Source organism: Micromonospora tarensis (assembly GCF_016803395.1).
Taxonomy (GTDB): domain Bacteria; phylum Actinomycetota; class Actinomycetes; order Mycobacteriales; family Micromonosporaceae; genus Micromonospora; species Micromonospora tarensis.
On sequence record NZ_JAEVHL010000019.1, the window covers coordinates 1 to 16,701 of the forward strand.

General features: G+C 71.4%; 17 protein-coding genes and 1 pseudogene. 7 read left to right on the forward strand and 11 right to left on the reverse strand.

Annotated elements, in window-relative coordinates; genetic code table 11:
* Positions 1-104 (forward strand): annotated as a pseudogene (locus JM949_RS06935) (IS481 family transposase); the annotation flags it as partial.
* Here JM949_RS06935 and JM949_RS06940 read toward each other — a convergent pair.
* Positions 101-358 carry a hypothetical protein gene (locus JM949_RS06940; protein WP_203147610.1) on the reverse strand — a complete coding sequence of 86 codons (258 nt, stop codon included), beginning with the start codon at positions 356-358 and terminating at the stop codon, positions 101-103. The pseudogene JM949_RS06935 and the gene JM949_RS06940 overlap by 4 nt on opposite strands.
* 338 nt (positions 359-696) lie before the next feature.
* Here JM949_RS06940 and lanKC point away from each other — a divergent pair, with 338 nt between their 5' ends.
* Genes lanKC through JM949_RS06960 form a run of 5 tightly spaced genes read left to right on the forward strand, consistent with a single transcriptional unit; the run spans position 697 to position 6,990 of the window.
* On the forward strand, positions 697-3,303 hold the full coding sequence (lanKC, locus tag JM949_RS06945) for a class III lanthionine synthetase LanKC (protein ID WP_203147611.1): 2,607 nt from the start codon (positions 697-699) through the stop codon (positions 3,301-3,303).
* A 5-nt stretch (positions 3,304-3,308) separates the two neighbouring features.
* On the forward strand, positions 3,309-3,428 hold the full coding sequence (locus JM949_RS06950; RefSeq protein ID WP_013734295.1) for a SapB/AmfS family lanthipeptide: 120 nt from the start codon (positions 3,309-3,311) through the stop codon (positions 3,426-3,428).
* A 24-nt stretch (positions 3,429-3,452) separates the two neighbouring features.
* The gene (locus tag JM949_RS36605) at positions 3,453-4,505 is read left to right on the forward strand and encodes an ABC transporter ATP-binding protein (protein WP_309232039.1); all 1,053 of its coding nucleotides are present in this window, start codon (positions 3,453-3,455) and stop codon (positions 4,503-4,505) included.
* Positions 4,502-5,227 carry an ABC transporter ATP-binding protein gene (locus tag JM949_RS36610; protein WP_309232040.1) on the forward strand — a complete coding sequence of 242 codons (726 nt, stop codon included), beginning with the start codon at positions 4,502-4,504 and terminating at the stop codon, positions 5,225-5,227. The genes JM949_RS36605 and JM949_RS36610 overlap by 4 nt, the downstream gene beginning before the upstream one ends.
* Positions 5,224-6,990, forward strand: coding sequence for an ATP-binding cassette domain-containing protein (locus tag JM949_RS06960; protein ID WP_203147612.1), 1,767 nt, complete (start codon positions 5,224-5,226; stop codon positions 6,988-6,990). The genes JM949_RS36610 and JM949_RS06960 overlap by 4 nt, the downstream gene beginning before the upstream one ends.
* A gap of 25 nt (positions 6,991-7,015) precedes the next feature.
* On the opposite strand, the gene JM949_RS06965 is transcribed toward JM949_RS06960, so the two are convergent.
* From JM949_RS06965 to JM949_RS06975, 3 genes are all read right to left on the reverse strand, one after another.
* A complete protein-coding gene (locus JM949_RS06965; RefSeq protein WP_203147613.1) occupies positions 7,016-7,600 on the reverse strand; it encodes a response regulator transcription factor in 585 nt (194 codons plus the stop codon).
* Positions 7,601-7,718: 118 nt separating this feature from the next.
* On the reverse strand, positions 7,719-8,327 hold the full coding sequence (locus JM949_RS39015) for a response regulator transcription factor (RefSeq protein WP_203147614.1): 609 nt from the start codon (positions 8,325-8,327) through the stop codon (positions 7,719-7,721).
* Positions 8,328-8,519: 192 nt separating this feature from the next.
* A complete protein-coding gene (locus JM949_RS06975; protein ID WP_203147615.1) occupies positions 8,520-9,542 on the reverse strand; it encodes a hypothetical protein in 1,023 nt (340 codons plus the stop codon).
* 234 nt (positions 9,543-9,776) lie between these two features.
* Between JM949_RS06975 and JM949_RS06980 the strand changes: the two genes are divergently transcribed.
* A complete protein-coding gene (locus tag JM949_RS06980) occupies positions 9,777-10,352 on the forward strand; it encodes a hypothetical protein (protein WP_203147616.1) in 576 nt (191 codons plus the stop codon).
* Between the two features lie 62 nt (positions 10,353-10,414).
* Here JM949_RS06980 and fabG read toward each other — a convergent pair whose 3' ends face one another.
* From fabG to JM949_RS07015, 7 genes are all read right to left on the reverse strand, one after another.
* The gene (gene fabG, locus JM949_RS06985) at positions 10,415-11,176 is read right to left on the reverse strand and encodes a 3-oxoacyl-ACP reductase FabG (protein ID WP_203147617.1); all 762 of its coding nucleotides are present in this window, start codon (positions 11,174-11,176) and stop codon (positions 10,415-10,417) included.
* 2 nt (positions 11,177-11,178) lie between these two features.
* Positions 11,179-11,859 carry a TetR/AcrR family transcriptional regulator gene (locus tag JM949_RS06990; RefSeq protein ID WP_203147618.1) on the reverse strand — a complete coding sequence of 227 codons (681 nt, stop codon included), beginning with the start codon at positions 11,857-11,859 and terminating at the stop codon, positions 11,179-11,181.
* Between the two features lie 100 nt (positions 11,860-11,959).
* On the reverse strand, positions 11,960-13,009 hold the full coding sequence (locus tag JM949_RS06995; protein WP_203147619.1) for a branched-chain amino acid ABC transporter permease: 1,050 nt from the start codon (positions 13,007-13,009) through the stop codon (positions 11,960-11,962).
* A complete protein-coding gene (locus JM949_RS07000; RefSeq protein WP_203147620.1) occupies positions 13,006-13,878 on the reverse strand; it encodes a branched-chain amino acid ABC transporter permease in 873 nt (290 codons plus the stop codon). Before JM949_RS07000 ends, JM949_RS06995 begins: the two co-directional genes overlap by 4 nt.
* Before the next feature lie 69 nt (positions 13,879-13,947).
* Positions 13,948-15,192: an ABC transporter substrate-binding protein gene (locus JM949_RS07005; RefSeq protein WP_203147621.1), complete on the reverse strand. Its 1,245-nt coding sequence runs from the start codon at positions 15,190-15,192 to the stop codon at positions 13,948-13,950.
* Positions 15,193-15,242: 50 nt separating this feature from the next.
* On the reverse strand, positions 15,243-15,935 hold the full coding sequence (locus JM949_RS07010; RefSeq protein WP_203147622.1) for an ABC transporter ATP-binding protein: 693 nt from the start codon (positions 15,933-15,935) through the stop codon (positions 15,243-15,245).
* Positions 15,928-16,692, reverse strand: a complete 765-nt coding sequence (locus JM949_RS07015) for an ABC transporter ATP-binding protein (RefSeq protein ID WP_309232041.1) — start codon at positions 16,690-16,692, stop codon at positions 15,928-15,930. Before JM949_RS07015 ends, JM949_RS07010 begins: the two co-directional genes overlap by 8 nt.
* Positions 16,693-16,701 lie beyond the last annotated feature (9 nt).

Sequence of the window (16,701 nt, forward strand, 5' to 3'; positions counted from 1 at the left end):
TACCCGCCTGGCTCCACACCTACAACCACCACCGCGGACACACCGCCCTCGCCGGACAACCACCCATCACCCGCGTCAACAACGGTGCTGGGCGCTACACCTAGTAGGTGAAGGTCCAGAGGAAGTAGTAGCCGGGGCCGGTGGGGCCGTACTGGCGGTACTCGCAGTAGTACCAGCTCCACAGGCCGGTCTGGGCGCCCTCGCTGCCGTAGCTGTTGCAGAACTGGCCGTCGTAGTAGACGCCGCGCAGCGTGCCGCCCGGCGGGTCGGCCGCCGCCGGACCGGCGCCGATCCCGATCAGCCCGCCCAGGGCGAGCGCCACCGCCGCCGCCAGGGTCGCCCATCTGCGTCCGCGCATGAAGTCTCCTCCCGTCACTGTCCACGGTGCGCGACGGCTCCTCGTCGAGCCGGGACCAGGACATCGAAGTTGGTGAAAGTCAGGCTGGCATGGGCGCGCGTGGTTCGGCTCCCGACAACGGGCGACGCTGGGGCGATGATCCGCCAGCGTGATCTCCGTCGAACGGGCATCCGCCCTGACCGCGCGGCACGTCGTGCGGGCCTGACTAATGTCATGAGTACCTGTGCGCCACGCATCGAACGTCGTGACTAAGTGCACTGGGGCTCGCCGTGTCCCGTGGACGAGACTCGACTCAACGCCGGAACAACAGCCGGCCGAGTGCGAGAGGCGGCGAGACGATGGACGAACGTTACGACAGCTACTGCGCCGCGGATCGGCTGTTCTACGACTCGCTCGGCAGCGCCGTCGCGCAGCCCGTCTTCCCGGCAGCCGACCGACCGGTGCCGGCCGGCTGGCGCCGCGAGTCGCTCGATGACTGGCTGATCTACGCGCCGGACGGTGGCTCACTGCCGCAGCAGGGCTGGAAGATCCACGTCTCGGCGGGCCTGGCGAACGCGGAGCGGGTGCTGGACGCGGTCTGGAACTACTGCGTCCCCCGTGGCCTGTCCTTCAAGTTCCTGGCCGGGCCGCGCACCCTGCTCATGCGCAACTCCAAGTACGCCGCCCGGGCCGCCAGTGGCAAGTTCATCACTGTCTACCCGCAGGACGACGCGGAGCTGGAACTGACCTGCAAGGAGCTCGACGAACTGCTCACCGGCGAGCCGGGGCCGTACATCCTCAGTGACCTCCGCTACGGCACCGGCCCGGTCTACGTGCGCTACGGGGGCTTCGCCGCCCGCTACTGCCACTCGGCCGACGGCCAGGTGGTGCCGGCGATCGAGGACGACTCCGGCGCGCTGGTGCCGGACCGCCGTGAACCCGTCTTCCACGTACCCTCCTGGATCACCCTGCCCGACTTCCTCGGCCCGCACCTGGCCGCCCGCAACGACACCAGCACCAACGAGGTGCCGTACCGGATCGAGCGAGTGATCCACTTCTCGAACGGTGGCGGGCTGTACGTCGGTCGGGACCTGCGTACCGGCGTCGAGGTGGTGTTGAAGGAGGCCCGGCCGCACGCCGGCCTGGACGCCGACGGCAACGACGCGGTGGCGCGACTCGCACTCGAGGCGGCCGCGCTGCGGCAACTCGCCGACCTGCCGCAGGTGCCGCGGGTGCACGACGAGTTCAGCCTCGGCGAGCACCGGTTCCTCGCGCTCGAATTCATCGAGGGCCGACCGTTGAACAAGGTGCTGGTCGACCGGTACCCCCTGATCGACGCCGACGCCGACGCGACCGACGACGACCGGAAGGCGTACGTCGACTGGGCCCGGCACATCCACCAGCAGGTGGAGACCGTCGTGACGGCGATCCACGAGCGTGGTCTGGTCTACGGGGACCTGCACCTGTTCAACATCATGGTCCGACCGGACGACCGGGTCGTCCTGGTCGACTTCGAGGTGGCCGCCCCGATCGCGCAACACCGGCGCCCCGGACTGCGTAACCAGGGCTTCGCGGCGCCGCGCGACCGAACCGGTCCGGCAGTCGACAGGTACGCCCTGGCGTGCCTGCGGCTGGCGCTGTTCCTGCCACTGACCCAGTTGGTCCGGCTCGCCCCGAGCAAGGTCGCGCACCTGGCCGACATCATCGCCGCGAACTTCCCGGTGCCGAGGTCCTTCCTCGACCCGGCCGTCGAGGAGATCACCGGCGGCCAGCCGGTCACCGCGGACCCAACCGGCACCCCGGACGGGCACGACTGGCCCCCCACCACCCGGGACCGGCTGGCGACGGCGATCCTGGCCAGCGCCACCCCCGAACGAGCCGATCGGCTCTTCCCCGGTGACATCGAGCAGTTCCGCAGCGGTGGTCTCAACCTCGCCCACGGGGCGGCGGGAGTGCTGTACGCGCTCGACCGAAGCGGCGCCGGGCGTTGGCCCGAGCACGAGGACTGGCTGGTCCGGCGGGCGACAGCGCCCCCGTCCGGCACCCGCTGCGGCTTCTACGACGGCCTGCACGGCGTCGCGTACGCCCTCGAACACCTCGGACGGCGGCAGGACGCGCTGGACGTGCTCGACATCTGCCTGGGGGAGCCCCTGGACGGACTCGACCACAGCCTGGCCAGCGGACTGTCCGGGATCGCCCTCAACCTGGCCGAGCTGGCCGCCAGGACCGGAGAGACGGCCCTGCGCGACGCCGCCTGGCGGGCCGCCGAGCGAGTGATCGACAAACTCGCCGACGACCCGGGGCCGGACATCAGTGGTGGCCGGAACCCGTACGCCGGCCTGCTACGCGGCCGGACCGGACCGGCGCTGATGCTGCTGCGGTTGTCCGAGCTGACCGGCGACGACGGGCTGCTCGGGCACGCCGCCACGGCGCTGCGCCAGGACCTGCGCCGGTGTGTGCTGCGCCCGGACGGCGCGCTGGAGGTCAACGAGGGTTGGCGGACCATGCCGTACCTGGCGCACGGCAGTGTCGGTATCGGACTGGTCCTCGACCAGTACCTGCGCCACCGCGCCGACGAGCGGTTCGCCGAGGCCAGCGCGGGAATCCGCCGCGCGGCGCGGTCCCCCTTCTACGCGCAGTCCGGGCTCTTCGCCGGCCGGGCCGGCATCATCGCCTACCTGGCCGCATCGACCGACGACGCCGACCGCCGGGAACTCGCCGCGCAGGTGGATCGGCTGAGCTGGCACGCGCTGCCGTACCGGGAGGGGACCGCCTTCCCCGGGGAGCAGCTGCTGCGGCTGTCCATGGACTTCGGCACCGGCACCGCCGGCGTGCTGTACGCGCTGGCCTGCGCGCGGCACGACGAGCCGCCGGCGCTGCCCTTTCTCGCGCCCCTGCCGGGCGCGCAGAGACTCCCCCGCGAGCGCGGGGGCGATTTGATCAGCGAACGGATGGAAGGGAGGTGAACGACATGGCACTTCTGGACCTCCAGGGCCTGGAGATGGCTCCGGCCGACCGCACCGGTGGTGGTAGCCGGGCGAGCCTGCTGCTCTGCGGCGACAGCTCGCTCTCCGTCACGACCTGCAACTGATCCATCGCAGAACGCGGGCCCTGGGTGGGCAGACGTGCCCACCCAGGGCATCCGCGTCGCACCGGGAGGACCGATGCGACGTTCGACGCGGGGGACCGGCTGCTACGGCGGACGGTCCGAGCGGGCGGCGGCTGGACCATCGGCCTCGCGGCGGTCGCGCTGTTCGGCGCGGCCGCCGAACTGTTGCTGCCCGCGGCCCTCGGCCGCGCCGTCGACGCCGCCCTCGGCGGCGGCCCCGGCTGGTGGGCGCTGCTCGCCTGCGGCCTGGTCGTCGTCCTCGTCTGCGTCGACACAGTGACCGACCTGGCCAGCGGGTTCGGCGCGGCACGGGCCACCGCCGGGCTGCGCCGCCACCTGCTGCGCCACCTCTTCGCGTTGAACCTGCGTGCCACCCGCCGGCACCCCGTGGGTGACCTCGTCGGACGGCTCGTCAGCCAGGCCGCCGACGCCGGGCAGGCCGGCAACGCCGTGGTGCTGGCCCTGGTGGCGGTGCTCCCGCCACTCGGCAGCGTCGTCGCACTCACCATCATGGAACCGCTGCTCGGGGTCACCCTGCTCGCCGGCCTCGGCCTGCTCGCCGTGCTCATGCGCGCCTTCGTCTCCGACGCCTCGGCCGCGACCGCCGGATACCAACGGGTGCTCGGCGACATCGCCGGCCGACTCCAGGAGTCGCTGACCGGTGCGCGGACCATCGCCGCCGCCGGCGCCACCCGTCGTGAGCAGGACCGGGTGCTGGCGGCCCTGCCAGAGCTGGGCCGGCACGGCCACCGCGGTTGGGAGCTGCTGGCCCGGGCGAGCGCGCGCACCTCGGCGGTGGCGCCGCTGCTGAACCTGAGCGTCATCGCGGTCGGCGGGTACGCCCTGACCGCCGGCTGGCTCACCCCGGGGCAACTCGTCGCCGCCGTCCGATACGCGGCGATGGGCGCCGGGCTCGGCGGTGTGCTCGCCACGCTGAACCACCTGGTGCGCAGCCGGGCGGGCGCGCACCGGGTCGCCGAACTGCTGGCCCAGCCTGCCGCGCCGGACGCGACCGGACCCTCCCACCCGGCGGAGGCGCCCTCCGCCTGCGCGAGGTGAGCGTGCACGCCGACGACGGCCGACCCATCCTGGACCGGATCGACCTGGACGTACCGGCCGGCGCGACAGTCGCCGTCGTCGGAGCGTCCGGCGCCGGCAAGTCGACCCTCGCCGCGGTGGCGGGACGGCTGCACGACCCGGACGCCGGGGAGGTGCTGCTCGACGGGGTGCCGCTGCGCCACCTCGGCCGCGCCGCCCTGCGCCGGGCCGTGGGCTACGCCTTCGACCGGCCGGTGCTGGTCGGCGCGACAGTGCACGACGCGATCGGGCTGGCACTGCCGACGGACTCGGCGACGCCGCCAGCCGACGGCACCCCGGCCACGTCGGCGGTCCTCCGGGCGGCCCGCATGGCGGCGGTCGCCGACGTGGTGGACCGACTCCCCGACCGGTACCGCACCCCCCTGACGGACACCCCGCTCTCCGGCGGCGAGACCCAACGTCTCGGCCTGGCCAGGGCGTTCGCCGCCGAGCGACTGCTCATCCTGGACGACGCGATGTCCAGCCTGGACAGCGCGACCGAACACCGGATCGCCCAGGCGGTGACAGGACGGGCCGGTGAGCGTACCCGACTGGTGGTCACCCACCGCACCGCGACGGCCGCCGCCGCCGACCTGGTCGCCTGGCTGGACGGCGGCCGACTGCGCGGCCTGGCACCGCACCGGCGGCTCTGGGCGGATCCGGACTACCGGGCCGTCTTCCAGCCGGTCGGCGGTGCGCCGTGAGTCGGGTCGGCGTACGCCGGGCGACCTGGCGGGCGCTGCGGTCCCGCCGCCGGCAACTCGCCGGCCTCTGCGGCTGGTCCATGGTCGAGTCGCTGCCCGCGCTGCTCTCCGGTTATCTGGTTGCCCGGGCCGTCGACGAGGGTTTCCTGGCCGGGCACCTGTTCGACGGCCTGGCCTGGCTGGGTGCGCTCGCCGTGGCGGTGCTGGTCGGCGCGGCGGCCACCGGCCGGACGTACCGGAGCCTCGGCGCCGTGGTCGAGCCGTTCCGTGACGAGCTGGTCGATCAGGTGGTCCGAGGCGCGTTGGGCGACGCCACCAGGGCCGGCGGTCGCCCGGACAGCGCCGCGCTGGCCCGGCTGACCCACCAGGTGGAGATCGTCCGCGACACCTTCGCCGGCCTGCTGATGGTCACCCGTGGCTTCCTCTTCTCCGCCGGAGCGGCGCTGCTCGGTCTGCTCGCCCTGGCGCCGGTGGTCGCCGCGCTGGCCGCCGCGCCGCTCGTCGTCGGGCTGGCCGTCTTCCTCGCCGCGCTGCCGGCGATGGTCGCCCTCCAGCGGGTGTACGTCCGCGCCGGTGAGCAGCTCGGCCAGTCGGCGGCGGCGGCGCTGGCCGGGCACCGCGACGTGCTGGCCTGCGGCGCGCAGGCACGCGTGACAGCCGACCTGGAAGGCCAGGTGGCGGCGCAGGCAGCCGCGGAACGCGCCCTCGCCCGGATGGCGGCGATCCGCAGCCTCAGCCTCGGCATCGGTGGCTGGTCGCCGCTGGTGGTGCTGCTCTCGGCCACCCCGTGGCTGGTTCAGCGCGGTCTGACCGCCGGCGCGGTGCTGGGCGCGCTGATCTACGTCTCCACCGGCTTGCAGCCGGCGCTGCACACCCTGGTGCAGGGCCTCGGTGGCGGCGGGCTCCGCTACGCGGTCACCCTGGAGAACCTGCTGGGCGTCTATCCGGCGGTCGAGGGTCGTCGCCGGCCCGGCTCCGCCACCCCGCCCCCACCGGTCGACACGGACCACCGCGCACCGGCCGTCGAGGTGCGAGCGGTGACCTTCGGCTACGGTCCACGCGCCCGGCCCGTCCTCCGGAACTTCTCGCTGACGCTCCGCGACGGGGATCACCTCGCCGTGGTGGGCCCGAGCGGCGTGGGGAAGTCCACCCTGGCCGCTCTGCTGGCCGGCCTGGTGCCCCCGCAGGCGGGCACGGTCCGGCTGGCCGGCGCGACGGTCGCCGGCGTGGAGCCGACCGTCCTCGCCCGGATGCGGGTGTTGGTGCCGCAGGAGGCGTACGTGTTCAGCGGTTGCCTCGCGGACAACCTGCGCTATCTGCGGCCGGACGCCGACGACCCCACGCTGGAGGCCGCTCTCGACGCGGTCGGCGCGCGTCCGTTGGCGACCCGGCTGGGCGGCCTCGCCGCGCCGGTCACGCCGGCGCTCCTCTCCGCCGGTGAGCGGCAGCTCATCGCGGCGACCCGGGCCTGGCTGGCACCCGCCCCACTGGTGATCCTGGACGAGGCGACCTGCCACCTGGACCCGGCGCTGGAGGCCGTCGTCGAGGGCGCCTTCGGTAAGCGTCCCGGCAGCCTGGTGGTGATCGCGCACCGGATCAGCTCCGCGCTGCGGGCCCGCCGGGTGCTGGTCCTGGACGGTGCCGAACCGGTGCTGGGGACGCACGAGGAGTTGATGGTCCGCTCGGCCACCTACCGGCTGCTCGTCGGCTGCTGGGACGACCCCGCGACGCCGGCCCGGGCGGTGTCGGCGCGGCGGGGCTGAACCGCCGCTGAACCGCCTGCGTCGATCAGATCCAGCCCGCCTCGCCGGCCTTCCGGACCGCCTCCACCCGGGTCCGCGCGCCCACCTTGCGGGCGATCCGACCGAGATGGTTGCGGACGGTGCCACGGGTCAACCCCAGTGACACGGCGACCTCCGCTACCGGCGCCCCCGCCGCCGTCAGCTTCAGCACCTCCGTCTCGCGGCTGGTCAGTGGCCCGTCGGGGCGCAGCGCCGCGACGACCAGTTCCGCGTCGAGCACCGGTTCCCGACGGGCGAGCCGACGGATTCCGTCGATCACCCGCTGCGGGGCGGCATCGCTGCGCAGGATGCCGACCGTGCGGGTCGCGCAGAGGATGCCGCGCAGCCCACGGGCCCGGCGCGGGTGGGCCAGCACCAGCACGGGACACGGACCGAGGCGGCCGGGTTCGAACCCCTCGACGAAGTCCAGGTCGGCCACGACCACGTCGGGGCGTTGGGCGCGAACGGCTGCGGAGACCGCGTCCCCGCTGTCCACCTTCGCCACCACACGGATGTCCTCCTCGGCGGCGAGGACGAACGACAGCGCGCCCAACACCAGGGCACCGTCGAGAGCGAGCAGCGTACGGATCACGGCGACCTTCCCGTACTCCGATGACGATCACACAACGTCAGAATTCAAACACGCCTGGGACGGTTCCGCACGGCGACGGCGGTGGGCCGGGCACCTTCCCCGGACCCGCCACCGGCGGCTACAACCAGCCGTTACGCCGCGCGTGCCACACCGCCTCCGTGCGGTTGCGAGCCCCGGTCTTGCGCAGGATCATCGACAGGTGGTTGCGCACCGTCCCGTGTGCCAGATAGAGCCGGACGGCGATCTCCTTCAGCGGCGAACCCTCGGCAGCCATCCGCAACACGTCCATCTCCCGCGGGGTGAGCGGAATCTCCGGCGGGCTCAGCACCGCCACCGCGGCGGCCGGGTCGATCGCCCGCTCCCCGGTGGCGAGGGCGCGGATCGACCGCACCAACTCCGCCAGTGAGCAGTCCTTACCGACCAGACCGCGTGCGCCGGCCGCCAACGCCGCCTCCACCAGCGCCGGGCTCCACCGGGGGCTCATCGCCAGGACGGCCGCGTTCGGTGCCTCGACGCCGATCCGGGTGACCACCTCCACCGGGTCGGGCAGCTCCGGCGTGAGTGCCAGCACCACCACCTGCGGTCGGTACCGCCGGACCACTGTCAACAACTCGCCGACACCCTCGACGTCGGCGACCACCTCCATGTCCTCCTCACCTGACAACGCGGCGCAGAGCGCACCGCGCAGCAAACCCATGTCCTCTGCGACCACAACGTGGATCACCACGCTTCTCCGATCTCGGGCGCGCGTCACGACGGCTACCGACCCGGATCAACCACGGGCTCACCGGAGCCGGTCGTGCGCGACAGACGGACGGACATCGGCCACGGCACCGCCACGACGACGTGCACGAGTGCCGATCGACCACGCCAGCGGGCGCACCGACGATGCGGGGCACCCGGGGACGGTCGGTCCGCCTCAGCCTGGTCGGACGATCACGGACAGCGTTCTGCTCCTCATGGTCAGCGGCACGAGGTCATCGGGCTGCTCGACACCGGCACGGGGCGGTCGGCCGACCGGCCGGACCAACCCCGCCCCGGACGGCGAACCGTCGTTGACACCAGCGGCATCCTGGTCAGGAGGCGCGACGGGTGGGCTCGGCACGTCGGTCTCGGCGGTGACCGGACCTTCCCGTACGGCGTGCTGTCCGGTCGGCGTCGATCGGGGCACCGGATCGCGAACGGAGGCGAGCGGAGGCGCGCCCGGCACCGCTTCCGAACGCACGGGCGTCGCCTGCGAGGTCGGCGGACAGGTCGCCGGACGGGTCGGCGCGGATCGGTGCACCGGGTCGGCCCCCGGTGCGGGACCCGGGCGGGGCGTCGGCGCGGCGGGCAGCGGCGGCGGCGCGACCACCACGCCGGGAAGCGGCGGCAGAACGGGATCGGTGAGCCGGCCCAGCGCCGTCACGACGGCCCCGATCGGCAGGACGCCCACGACCTGTGGCAGCGGAGTCGCGATCAGGCCCACCGTGGGCCAGTCGGCCAGCTCGTGCCCGAAGGCCGGCAGCACTGAGGACGGCTGCCGGGTGTGGTGGGCCGCCGGCCGCAGCGGGTCGACACCGCGAGCCGGATGCTGACTCGCGCGGGCGTCGGAGGCGGGCCGAGGCTTTTCGCGCTCCGCGCCAGACCGGACGGGTGCGTCGTTCCCGGGCAGTGGCGCGGTGCCGGGCCGGCCGGCCGCCGGCCGTCGGGGCACCCTCGGGGAGATCGCCTGGCGTGCGGCGCCGGTGGCTTTCGCCGGTCGGGCCAGGGGCGGACGGTGCTGGTGTCCGTCGGCACCTAGCTGGCTGTGCCGGTCGAGCTGCACGACCGGCCTGATCAGGTCGCCGATCGGGAGATGACTCTCGTCGACGGAACCGCTGCCGGCCCGGTCCGCGGCGGCTGGGCTCTGGAAGAAGGCAGCCAGGAGGAGGCCGGCCCCGATGGCGACGGCGATCAGCACGATCCGTCGGGTGAGCCGATCGGTCGCGCGGGACGCGGATCGGACCGGCGCGCAGCTCGGCGGGGTTTCAGTGACGGGACATCGCACGCGGGCACGATCCCTTCCTCTGGATTGCTGACCCATAGTAGCGATGCACTCACGTAGCTGCATCACCTGGTGGATGCGCTCTTCCAACCCCTCGGCGTATTCCCACGGACATAATCGTCGGATTCACACACTGCCGAGGAGGCCCCGGTGCGGCCAATCGCCACGGACGACCTGAGCGACCCCGAGAACTGGACCGGCGGGTTCTACGAACTGCTGCTCGTCCTCGGCGCGACCGATGACGCCCGCTTCGATCGAGCCGTGCGTTCCCTGTGGCGGGCCGCTGACGTGCGAGAATGCCGCGTCGGGCCCGGCCTCGTCGAGACGGCTCCCGGCGCGGACGCGTTCACGGTGGACGGGCACCTGCGCGGGACGCTCACCCTCCCGTCGGGCGACCGCGTGGTCTGCGGCAGCTATGCGTACCGGTACGAGGGCGTCGACAGCCTTGAGCTCCATCTGCCGCTCGGCGTGCTTGAGCGGACCGATGACCGGATCGGCGGGTACCCCTTCGACCACCGCAGCGGCGTCGAGTCACTGGCGTGGCGCGCTCCACTCGACCGTTGGCTGGCCGACATCGCCGTCCGGGTGTACGACGACGTGCCGTTCGAGCGCGCCCTCATCGGCTTCGAGATCGACGAGGACGCCGACACCACGGTCGACAGGAGGTACGCCGCTCAGCTGTCGCCCGGGGTCAACGGCATGGACTACCGCCCGGCGACCACCTGAGCGTCCGACGAGGTCAGCGGAGGACATGCCGACGAGCGTCCGATGGTGAGGGGGCAGCCGGCTCAGATCGAGATGCCTCCGTCCACGGGAAGGACGACGCCGGTGATGTAGCCGGCCTCCGCGGAGGCGAGGAAGGCGGTGGCCGCGGCTATCTCGCTGGGCGCCGCGAACCGACCGAGTGGGATGGCGGCGGTGAGTTCCTGACGTCTCTCCTCGGGAATCGAGCCGATCATCCGCGTCTCCGCGTTGGGTGAGATGGCGTTCACGGTGACGCCGAACGCCGCGAGCTCCTTGGCCGCGGTCTTGGTGAAACCGATGATTCCGGCCTTCGCGGCACCATAGTTCGCCTGCCCGATGTTGCCGCGCAGGCCGGTGTACGAGGTCACGTTGATGACCCGGCCGTACCGCTGCTGCCGGAACACCGGAACCGCGGCGCGGGTCAGCCGGAAGGTTCCGCCCACGTGGACGTCGAGCACCTCGGTCCAGTCCTGGTCGGACAGCTTCCACAGTCGGCGGTCGCGGAGGATGCCGGCGTTGTTGACGATGATGTCCAGGCGACCGGTCGTCGTGACCACGCGGTTCACCAGGGCCTCCACGGCCTCGGTGTTGGTGACGTCGCAGGCGACACCGACCGCGCCCAACTCGTCCGCCGCCGCCAGGACCGCGTCGGCGTCGGCGTCGACCAGGAACACCGTCGCACCGGACCGGTGGAAGAGGCGGGCGAACTCGAGCCCGAGCCCTCGCGCCGCTCCGGTCACGATCGCGGTTCGCCCCACGAAGTCGAAGGTCAGATTGCGATGCTCGTCCGTGGTCTCGTCCGCCACGACTAGAGCACCTCCTCGGCCGCGTCCCGCAACGAGGTCAGAACGCGGCGATTGTGCGGCGTGTCCGGCAACGACGCGAGCAGCAGCGGCGAGGTGGAGTAGGTCGACTGGTGGGCCATCAGGCGACGGACCCATTCCATGCCCGCCTTCACCTCGGCGACGGCATCGGTCGCGCCGCCGCTGCGTACCCAGTTACCGAGCGCGGATCGGTGGATCGCGTCGATGAGGGCGGCGAGGGCCGTCGACTGGAAAGGTGGGGCGTCGGCCGGCAGGTGGTCGCGCAGAAACGACCGGGTGAGTGCCACGTACCGCTCGTGTTCAATGACCTCCCGCTTGCGTAGCTCCGGAACGACACGCGTCAGTTTGTACCGCCGGAGGACGAGCTCGGGTCGGCTGAGGAAATCGCGCAGTGACTCCTCCGTGGCCGCGATGACCGCCTCCACCGGGTCCGGGTCAGCGGTGGCCTCGAGCAGGCATCGTTCGACAAGCCCGAGGCGCTCGGTATGGTCCGGAAACGCGAGTTCGTCCTTGCTCTCGAAGTGTCGGAAGACGGTGCGGCGGGACACGCTCGACGCCTCGGCGACGGCTTCGACGGTGACGTTCGCGTACCCCTCCTCGAGGAACAGGGCCATTGCCGTCTCGGAGATCCGGTACTTGGTCTCGAGTATTCTGCGCGACGTCACCGACAGGTGCCCTCTCCTGATCTGGTGTTGCGCGAAGTGCCGTTCCCGCGCATCGTGAGGTTTGCCGGCCTCGGTGACACTGTGCCGCGCCTGCGGCGGCTCACGGCTCGCGCCTCGTCGGGTCGGCGCTGGCCGACGCGCGACGCGACCTGCGGCGCTGCTGCCAGACCAGCCATTGATGCCGAACGGTACCCCAGAGTCCGCGGCGGAACAGCAGCACCACCAGGACGAAGACCGAGCCGGTGACCAGGTCGATACCGTCGAAGCCGGACGAGGCGAGGTAGTCGGCGAGCATCACGGCCAGGAACGCACCGAGGATGCCTCCCCACAGCGTGCCGATACCGCCGAGCACCGTCATCAGCACGACCTCGCCGGAGGTGCTCCAGTGGAGCTCGGTCAGCGCGACGAAGCCGTGGTTGATGGCGAACACGCCGCCGGCCAGGCCGGTCAGCCCGGCGGAGAGCACGAAGGCGACGACCTTGTACCTGTCCACCTCGTAGCCGAGTGCCCGTGCTCGCTGGGAGTTGTCGCGGATCGACACCAGGACCCGTCCGAACGGCGAGTGCACGATCCGCCAGGCCGCCCACATGCCGAGCAGCAGAATCGGCAGGGCCGCGTAGTAGAAGTAGAACGAATCCGTCTCCACCAGATCGATGCCGAAGAACTGCCGGGGTACGCCCTGCAGCCCGTTCTCACCGCCGGTCAGGTCACTCCACCGGTATCCGACGAAGTAGACCATCTGCGCGAAGGCGAGCGTCACCATCGCGAAGTAGATCCCGGACCGGCGCACCGACAGATACCCGGCGGGGAGGGCGAGGACCATCGCGAACAGCGCGCCGCCGATGACGGCCACCGGAAACGGCACACCGTAGTGCGTCGCGATCAGGCCGGTCACGTAGGCCGAGCTGCCCCAGAACGCCGCGTGTCCGAAGGAGAGCAGACCCGTGTAGCCGAGCAGGATGTCCAGGGCGATCGCGAACAACGCCATCGCGACGATGTCCATCGCCACCGGTGGGTAGACGAACCATGGCAGTGCCAGCGCTGCCACCAGGCCGGCGGCGAGCAGCACCCACCGCAGCCTCGGGTCGGTCGCGGCGACGGGCGGGTGCGCCTCGGTGACCGGGGCCTGGGTAACCGTGGACTGGGTCATGCCGTTGCCTCCTTGCGTCCGAACAACCCGGCGGGACGGACCAGAATGACCAGGGCCATCAGGACGAAGATCAGGATCTGCGCGAACGTCGGGGCGTAGGCCTGACCGAACGCCTCCACCAGGCCCACGAGGAACCCCGCGACCACGGCCCCGACGATCGAACCGAGCCCTCCGATGACCACGACCGCGAACAGGATGATCGCGAAGTTGTTGCCCATGTCGGCAGTGATCGCGCGAAAGGGTGCGGCGAGCACGCCGGCCAGTCCGGCGATCGCGACGCCGAAGCCGAAGACCGGGGTCACCCAGCGACCGACGTTGATGCCCAGGGCGCGGGCGAGCTCGGGTTTCTCGGTCGACGCTCGCACGATCATGCCCACCCTGGTCTGCGTCATCACCAGCCAGACGAGCACACAGATCGCCACCGAGAACAGGAACACGAACAGTTGATAGCGGGGCAGCACGACGCCGGCCAGGTCGACGCGTCCCTGGAGCGCCTTCGGCGGCTTGTACGGCAGACCGGAGACGCCGTACTTCTGCTTGACCAACTCGACGAGGACCAGGGTGAGCCCGAAGGTGAGCAGGAAGTTGTAGAGGGCGTCGAGCCGGAGCAGCCACTGTACGAACAGCCGCTCCACCACGACGCCGAAGGCGAACATCAGCACCGGCACCACCAGCAGCGACCACCACAGCGTGAGGTTGAGGGTGTCGAGCAGGACGGCCGCGGTGACCGCGCCGAGCATGTAGAACGCGCCGTGGGCGAAGTTCACCACACCCAGGACGCCGAAGATGATCGCCAGCCCCAGGGCGGCCAGCGCGTAGAAGCTGCCGGCCGCCAGGCCCTGTACGGCGTACTGCAGCAGTGCGTTCATGGGTTCCTCTCCCGCTGCTGACCCTGAGCGCCGGGGGACGCCTGGGCCTGACGAAACCGGATCACCCGCTCACATCGAGCAGGCGGACGCCTCGGCGGGCGGGAACGCCTTCGCCGCGGGGATCGTGGTCACGATCTCCTCGTAGTCCCAGGGCTCCTTGACCTCCGACGGCTCCCTGACACGAGCCAGGTACGCGTCGTGGACGACGAGGTGATCCTTGGCGCGGACCTCGCCGTTGCGCAGGAACACGTCATTGATCTTCTTGTTCTCGAGCTTGCCGACGACCGCGTCGGCGTCGTCGGTGCCGGCTTCCTGGACCGCCTCCAGGTACTGCAGCGCGGCGGAGTAGTTGCCGGCATGTTCGAAGGTCGGGCGGGTTCCGGTCTCGTCGCGGAACCGGTCCGCCCACCCGCGCGACTCGGCGTCCATGTTCCAGTACCAGGCGTCGGTGAACATCGTGCCGGCGAACTGGTCGACGCCCAGGGAGTGGATGTCGGTGATGAGCATCAGACCGACGGCCAGGTTGATGCCCTTGTCCTTCAACCCCGACTCGTTGAACTGCTTGACCACGTTGATCAGGTCGCCGCCCGCCTGCATGGTGCCGATCACGTCGGGATTGGTGCTGCCGGCCTTGGTGAGAAAGGTCGCGAAGTTGTCGTTCGGGAACGGTGTCGGGATGGTGCCCTGCACCGTGCCGCCCGCGCCCTTGATCGCTTCGGTGAAGGACTTGGCCATGTCCTGGCCGAACTGGTAGTCGGGGTAGATGATGTGCCACTTCTTGTCACCGTTCTGGGTGACGGTGGTGCCGGTGCCGTTGGCGAGCATGTAGGTGTTGTACGCCCACTGGAAGGTGTACTTGTTGCACTGGCCGCCGGTCAGTTCGGTGGTCGCCGCGCTGACGTCGAGGAACAGTTTCTTGTGGCTCTTCGCCTGGTTGGCGACGGCCAGGGCCGCGGACGAGGTCGGTACGTCGAGGATGACGTCCGCGCCGCCCCGCTCGTACAGCTCCTTCGCCTTGGTGTTGGCGATGTCCGGCTTGTTCTGGTGGTCGGTCGAGGTCACCTCGATGTCGTCGACGACCGCCTTGTCGCCGTACTTCTCCTTGTAGTCGGCGACCGCCATCCGCACGGCCTTGACGGAGTTGGGCCCCGACGCGTCCTTGTAGATGCCGGACTGGTCGTTGAGGATCGCGAGCACCAGTTTGCCGTCGGTGAAGTCGCCTCCGGAGCCGCCGGGGCCGCCGCCACCGCAGGCGCCGAGGAGCAGGACTCCGGTCATGGCCGCGGCGCCGGCCCGAATCTGCTTGCTGTTCATGGTGGTCTCCTCGGGTGGAGTCGGATGCGTCGCGTCGTCTGCTCGACCGGTCAGATGCCGAGATGCTTGAGCAGTTCGCCCTCGCGCTGCCGGAAGTCGGAGTTGTCGAGCGTTTCCACGACGCGGCCCTGGCTGAGCAGGTAGTGCCGATCGGCCACGGTGGCCGCGAACGCGACGTTCTGCTCGATGAGCAGCACGCCGGCGCCGGTGGCCTTGATCTGGCGGATGATCTCCCGGATCCGGGCCACGACCACCGGGGCCAGACCCTCGGAGGGCTCGTCCATCAGCAGCAGGCGGGCACCGGTCCGGAGGGCCCGGGCGATGGCCAACATCTGCTGCTCACCACCCGACAACGTGGTGCCCCCGGCCTTGCGGCGGCCGGCGAGCTCCGGGAACGCCTCGTAGACCTGCTTGAGCGTCCAGGCCCGCTCGGAAACGGTGGGTGGGAGAAGCAGGTTCTCCTCCACGGTGAGGCTCGCGTAGATGCCACGGTCGTCCTGGACCCAGCCCATGCCGGCGCGGGCCCGCTGATGGGCCGGCATGCGGGTGACATCGCGGCCGAGGAAGGAGACCGCGCCGCTGACCTGTCGGTGCAGGCCGATCAGGCACCGCACCACTGTGGTCTTGCCGGCGCCGTTGCGTCCGACCAGCGTGACGACCTCGCCCTCGCCCACGCGCACGCTCACCTCGTGCAGCGCCTGCGCCTCGCCGTACCACGCCTTCAGACCGGTGACCTCAAGCATTGTCGGCCTCACCCAGGTAGGCGGTGATGACCCGCTCGTCGTTGCGGACCTCGTCGTAGGCGCCCTCCGCGAGGACCCTCCCCTGTTGCAGCACCGTCACCCGGTCGGCCAGGCTGCCGACCACGTGCATGTTGTGGTCGACGAACACCACGGTGCGACCCGCCGCGATGCGTCGGACCAACTCGATCGTGCGGTCGATGTCCTCTAGACCCATCCCGGCCGTCGGTTCGTCGAGGAGCATCACCCGTGGGTCCAGTGCCAGCACCAGTGCCAGCTCCAGCGCCCGCTTCTGCCCGTAGGCGAGCAGTCCGACCTGCCTGTCCGCCAGCGCCATCAGCCCCACCTGCGTGAGCAGTTCGTCCACCCGGGCGCGATTGCCGCCGAGGAGTTTCTCCGATCGCCAGAACCGGAACCCCTGACGGGTGAGCCCCTGAAGAGCGAGCTCCACGTGCTCGCGGCTGGTCAGCGTCTCGAAGAGGCTGGTGATCTGGAACGACCTGGCCACGCCCCGGCGGGCGACCTGCTCGGGCTGTTGGCCGGTGACGTCCTCGCCGAACACCGTGATCGCGCCGGACGTCGGGGACACGAAGCCGGTCAGGAGGTTGAACAACGTGGTCTTTCCCGCCCCGTTGGGACCCACCAGCGCGTGTACGCCGCCCTCGCGGACCACCAGGTCCACCGAGTCGACCGCGCGGAAGCCGCGGAACACCTTCGTCAGGGCCTGCGTGCGCAGCGCCACCCGGCCGTTCGTCGTCACGCGGCTTCC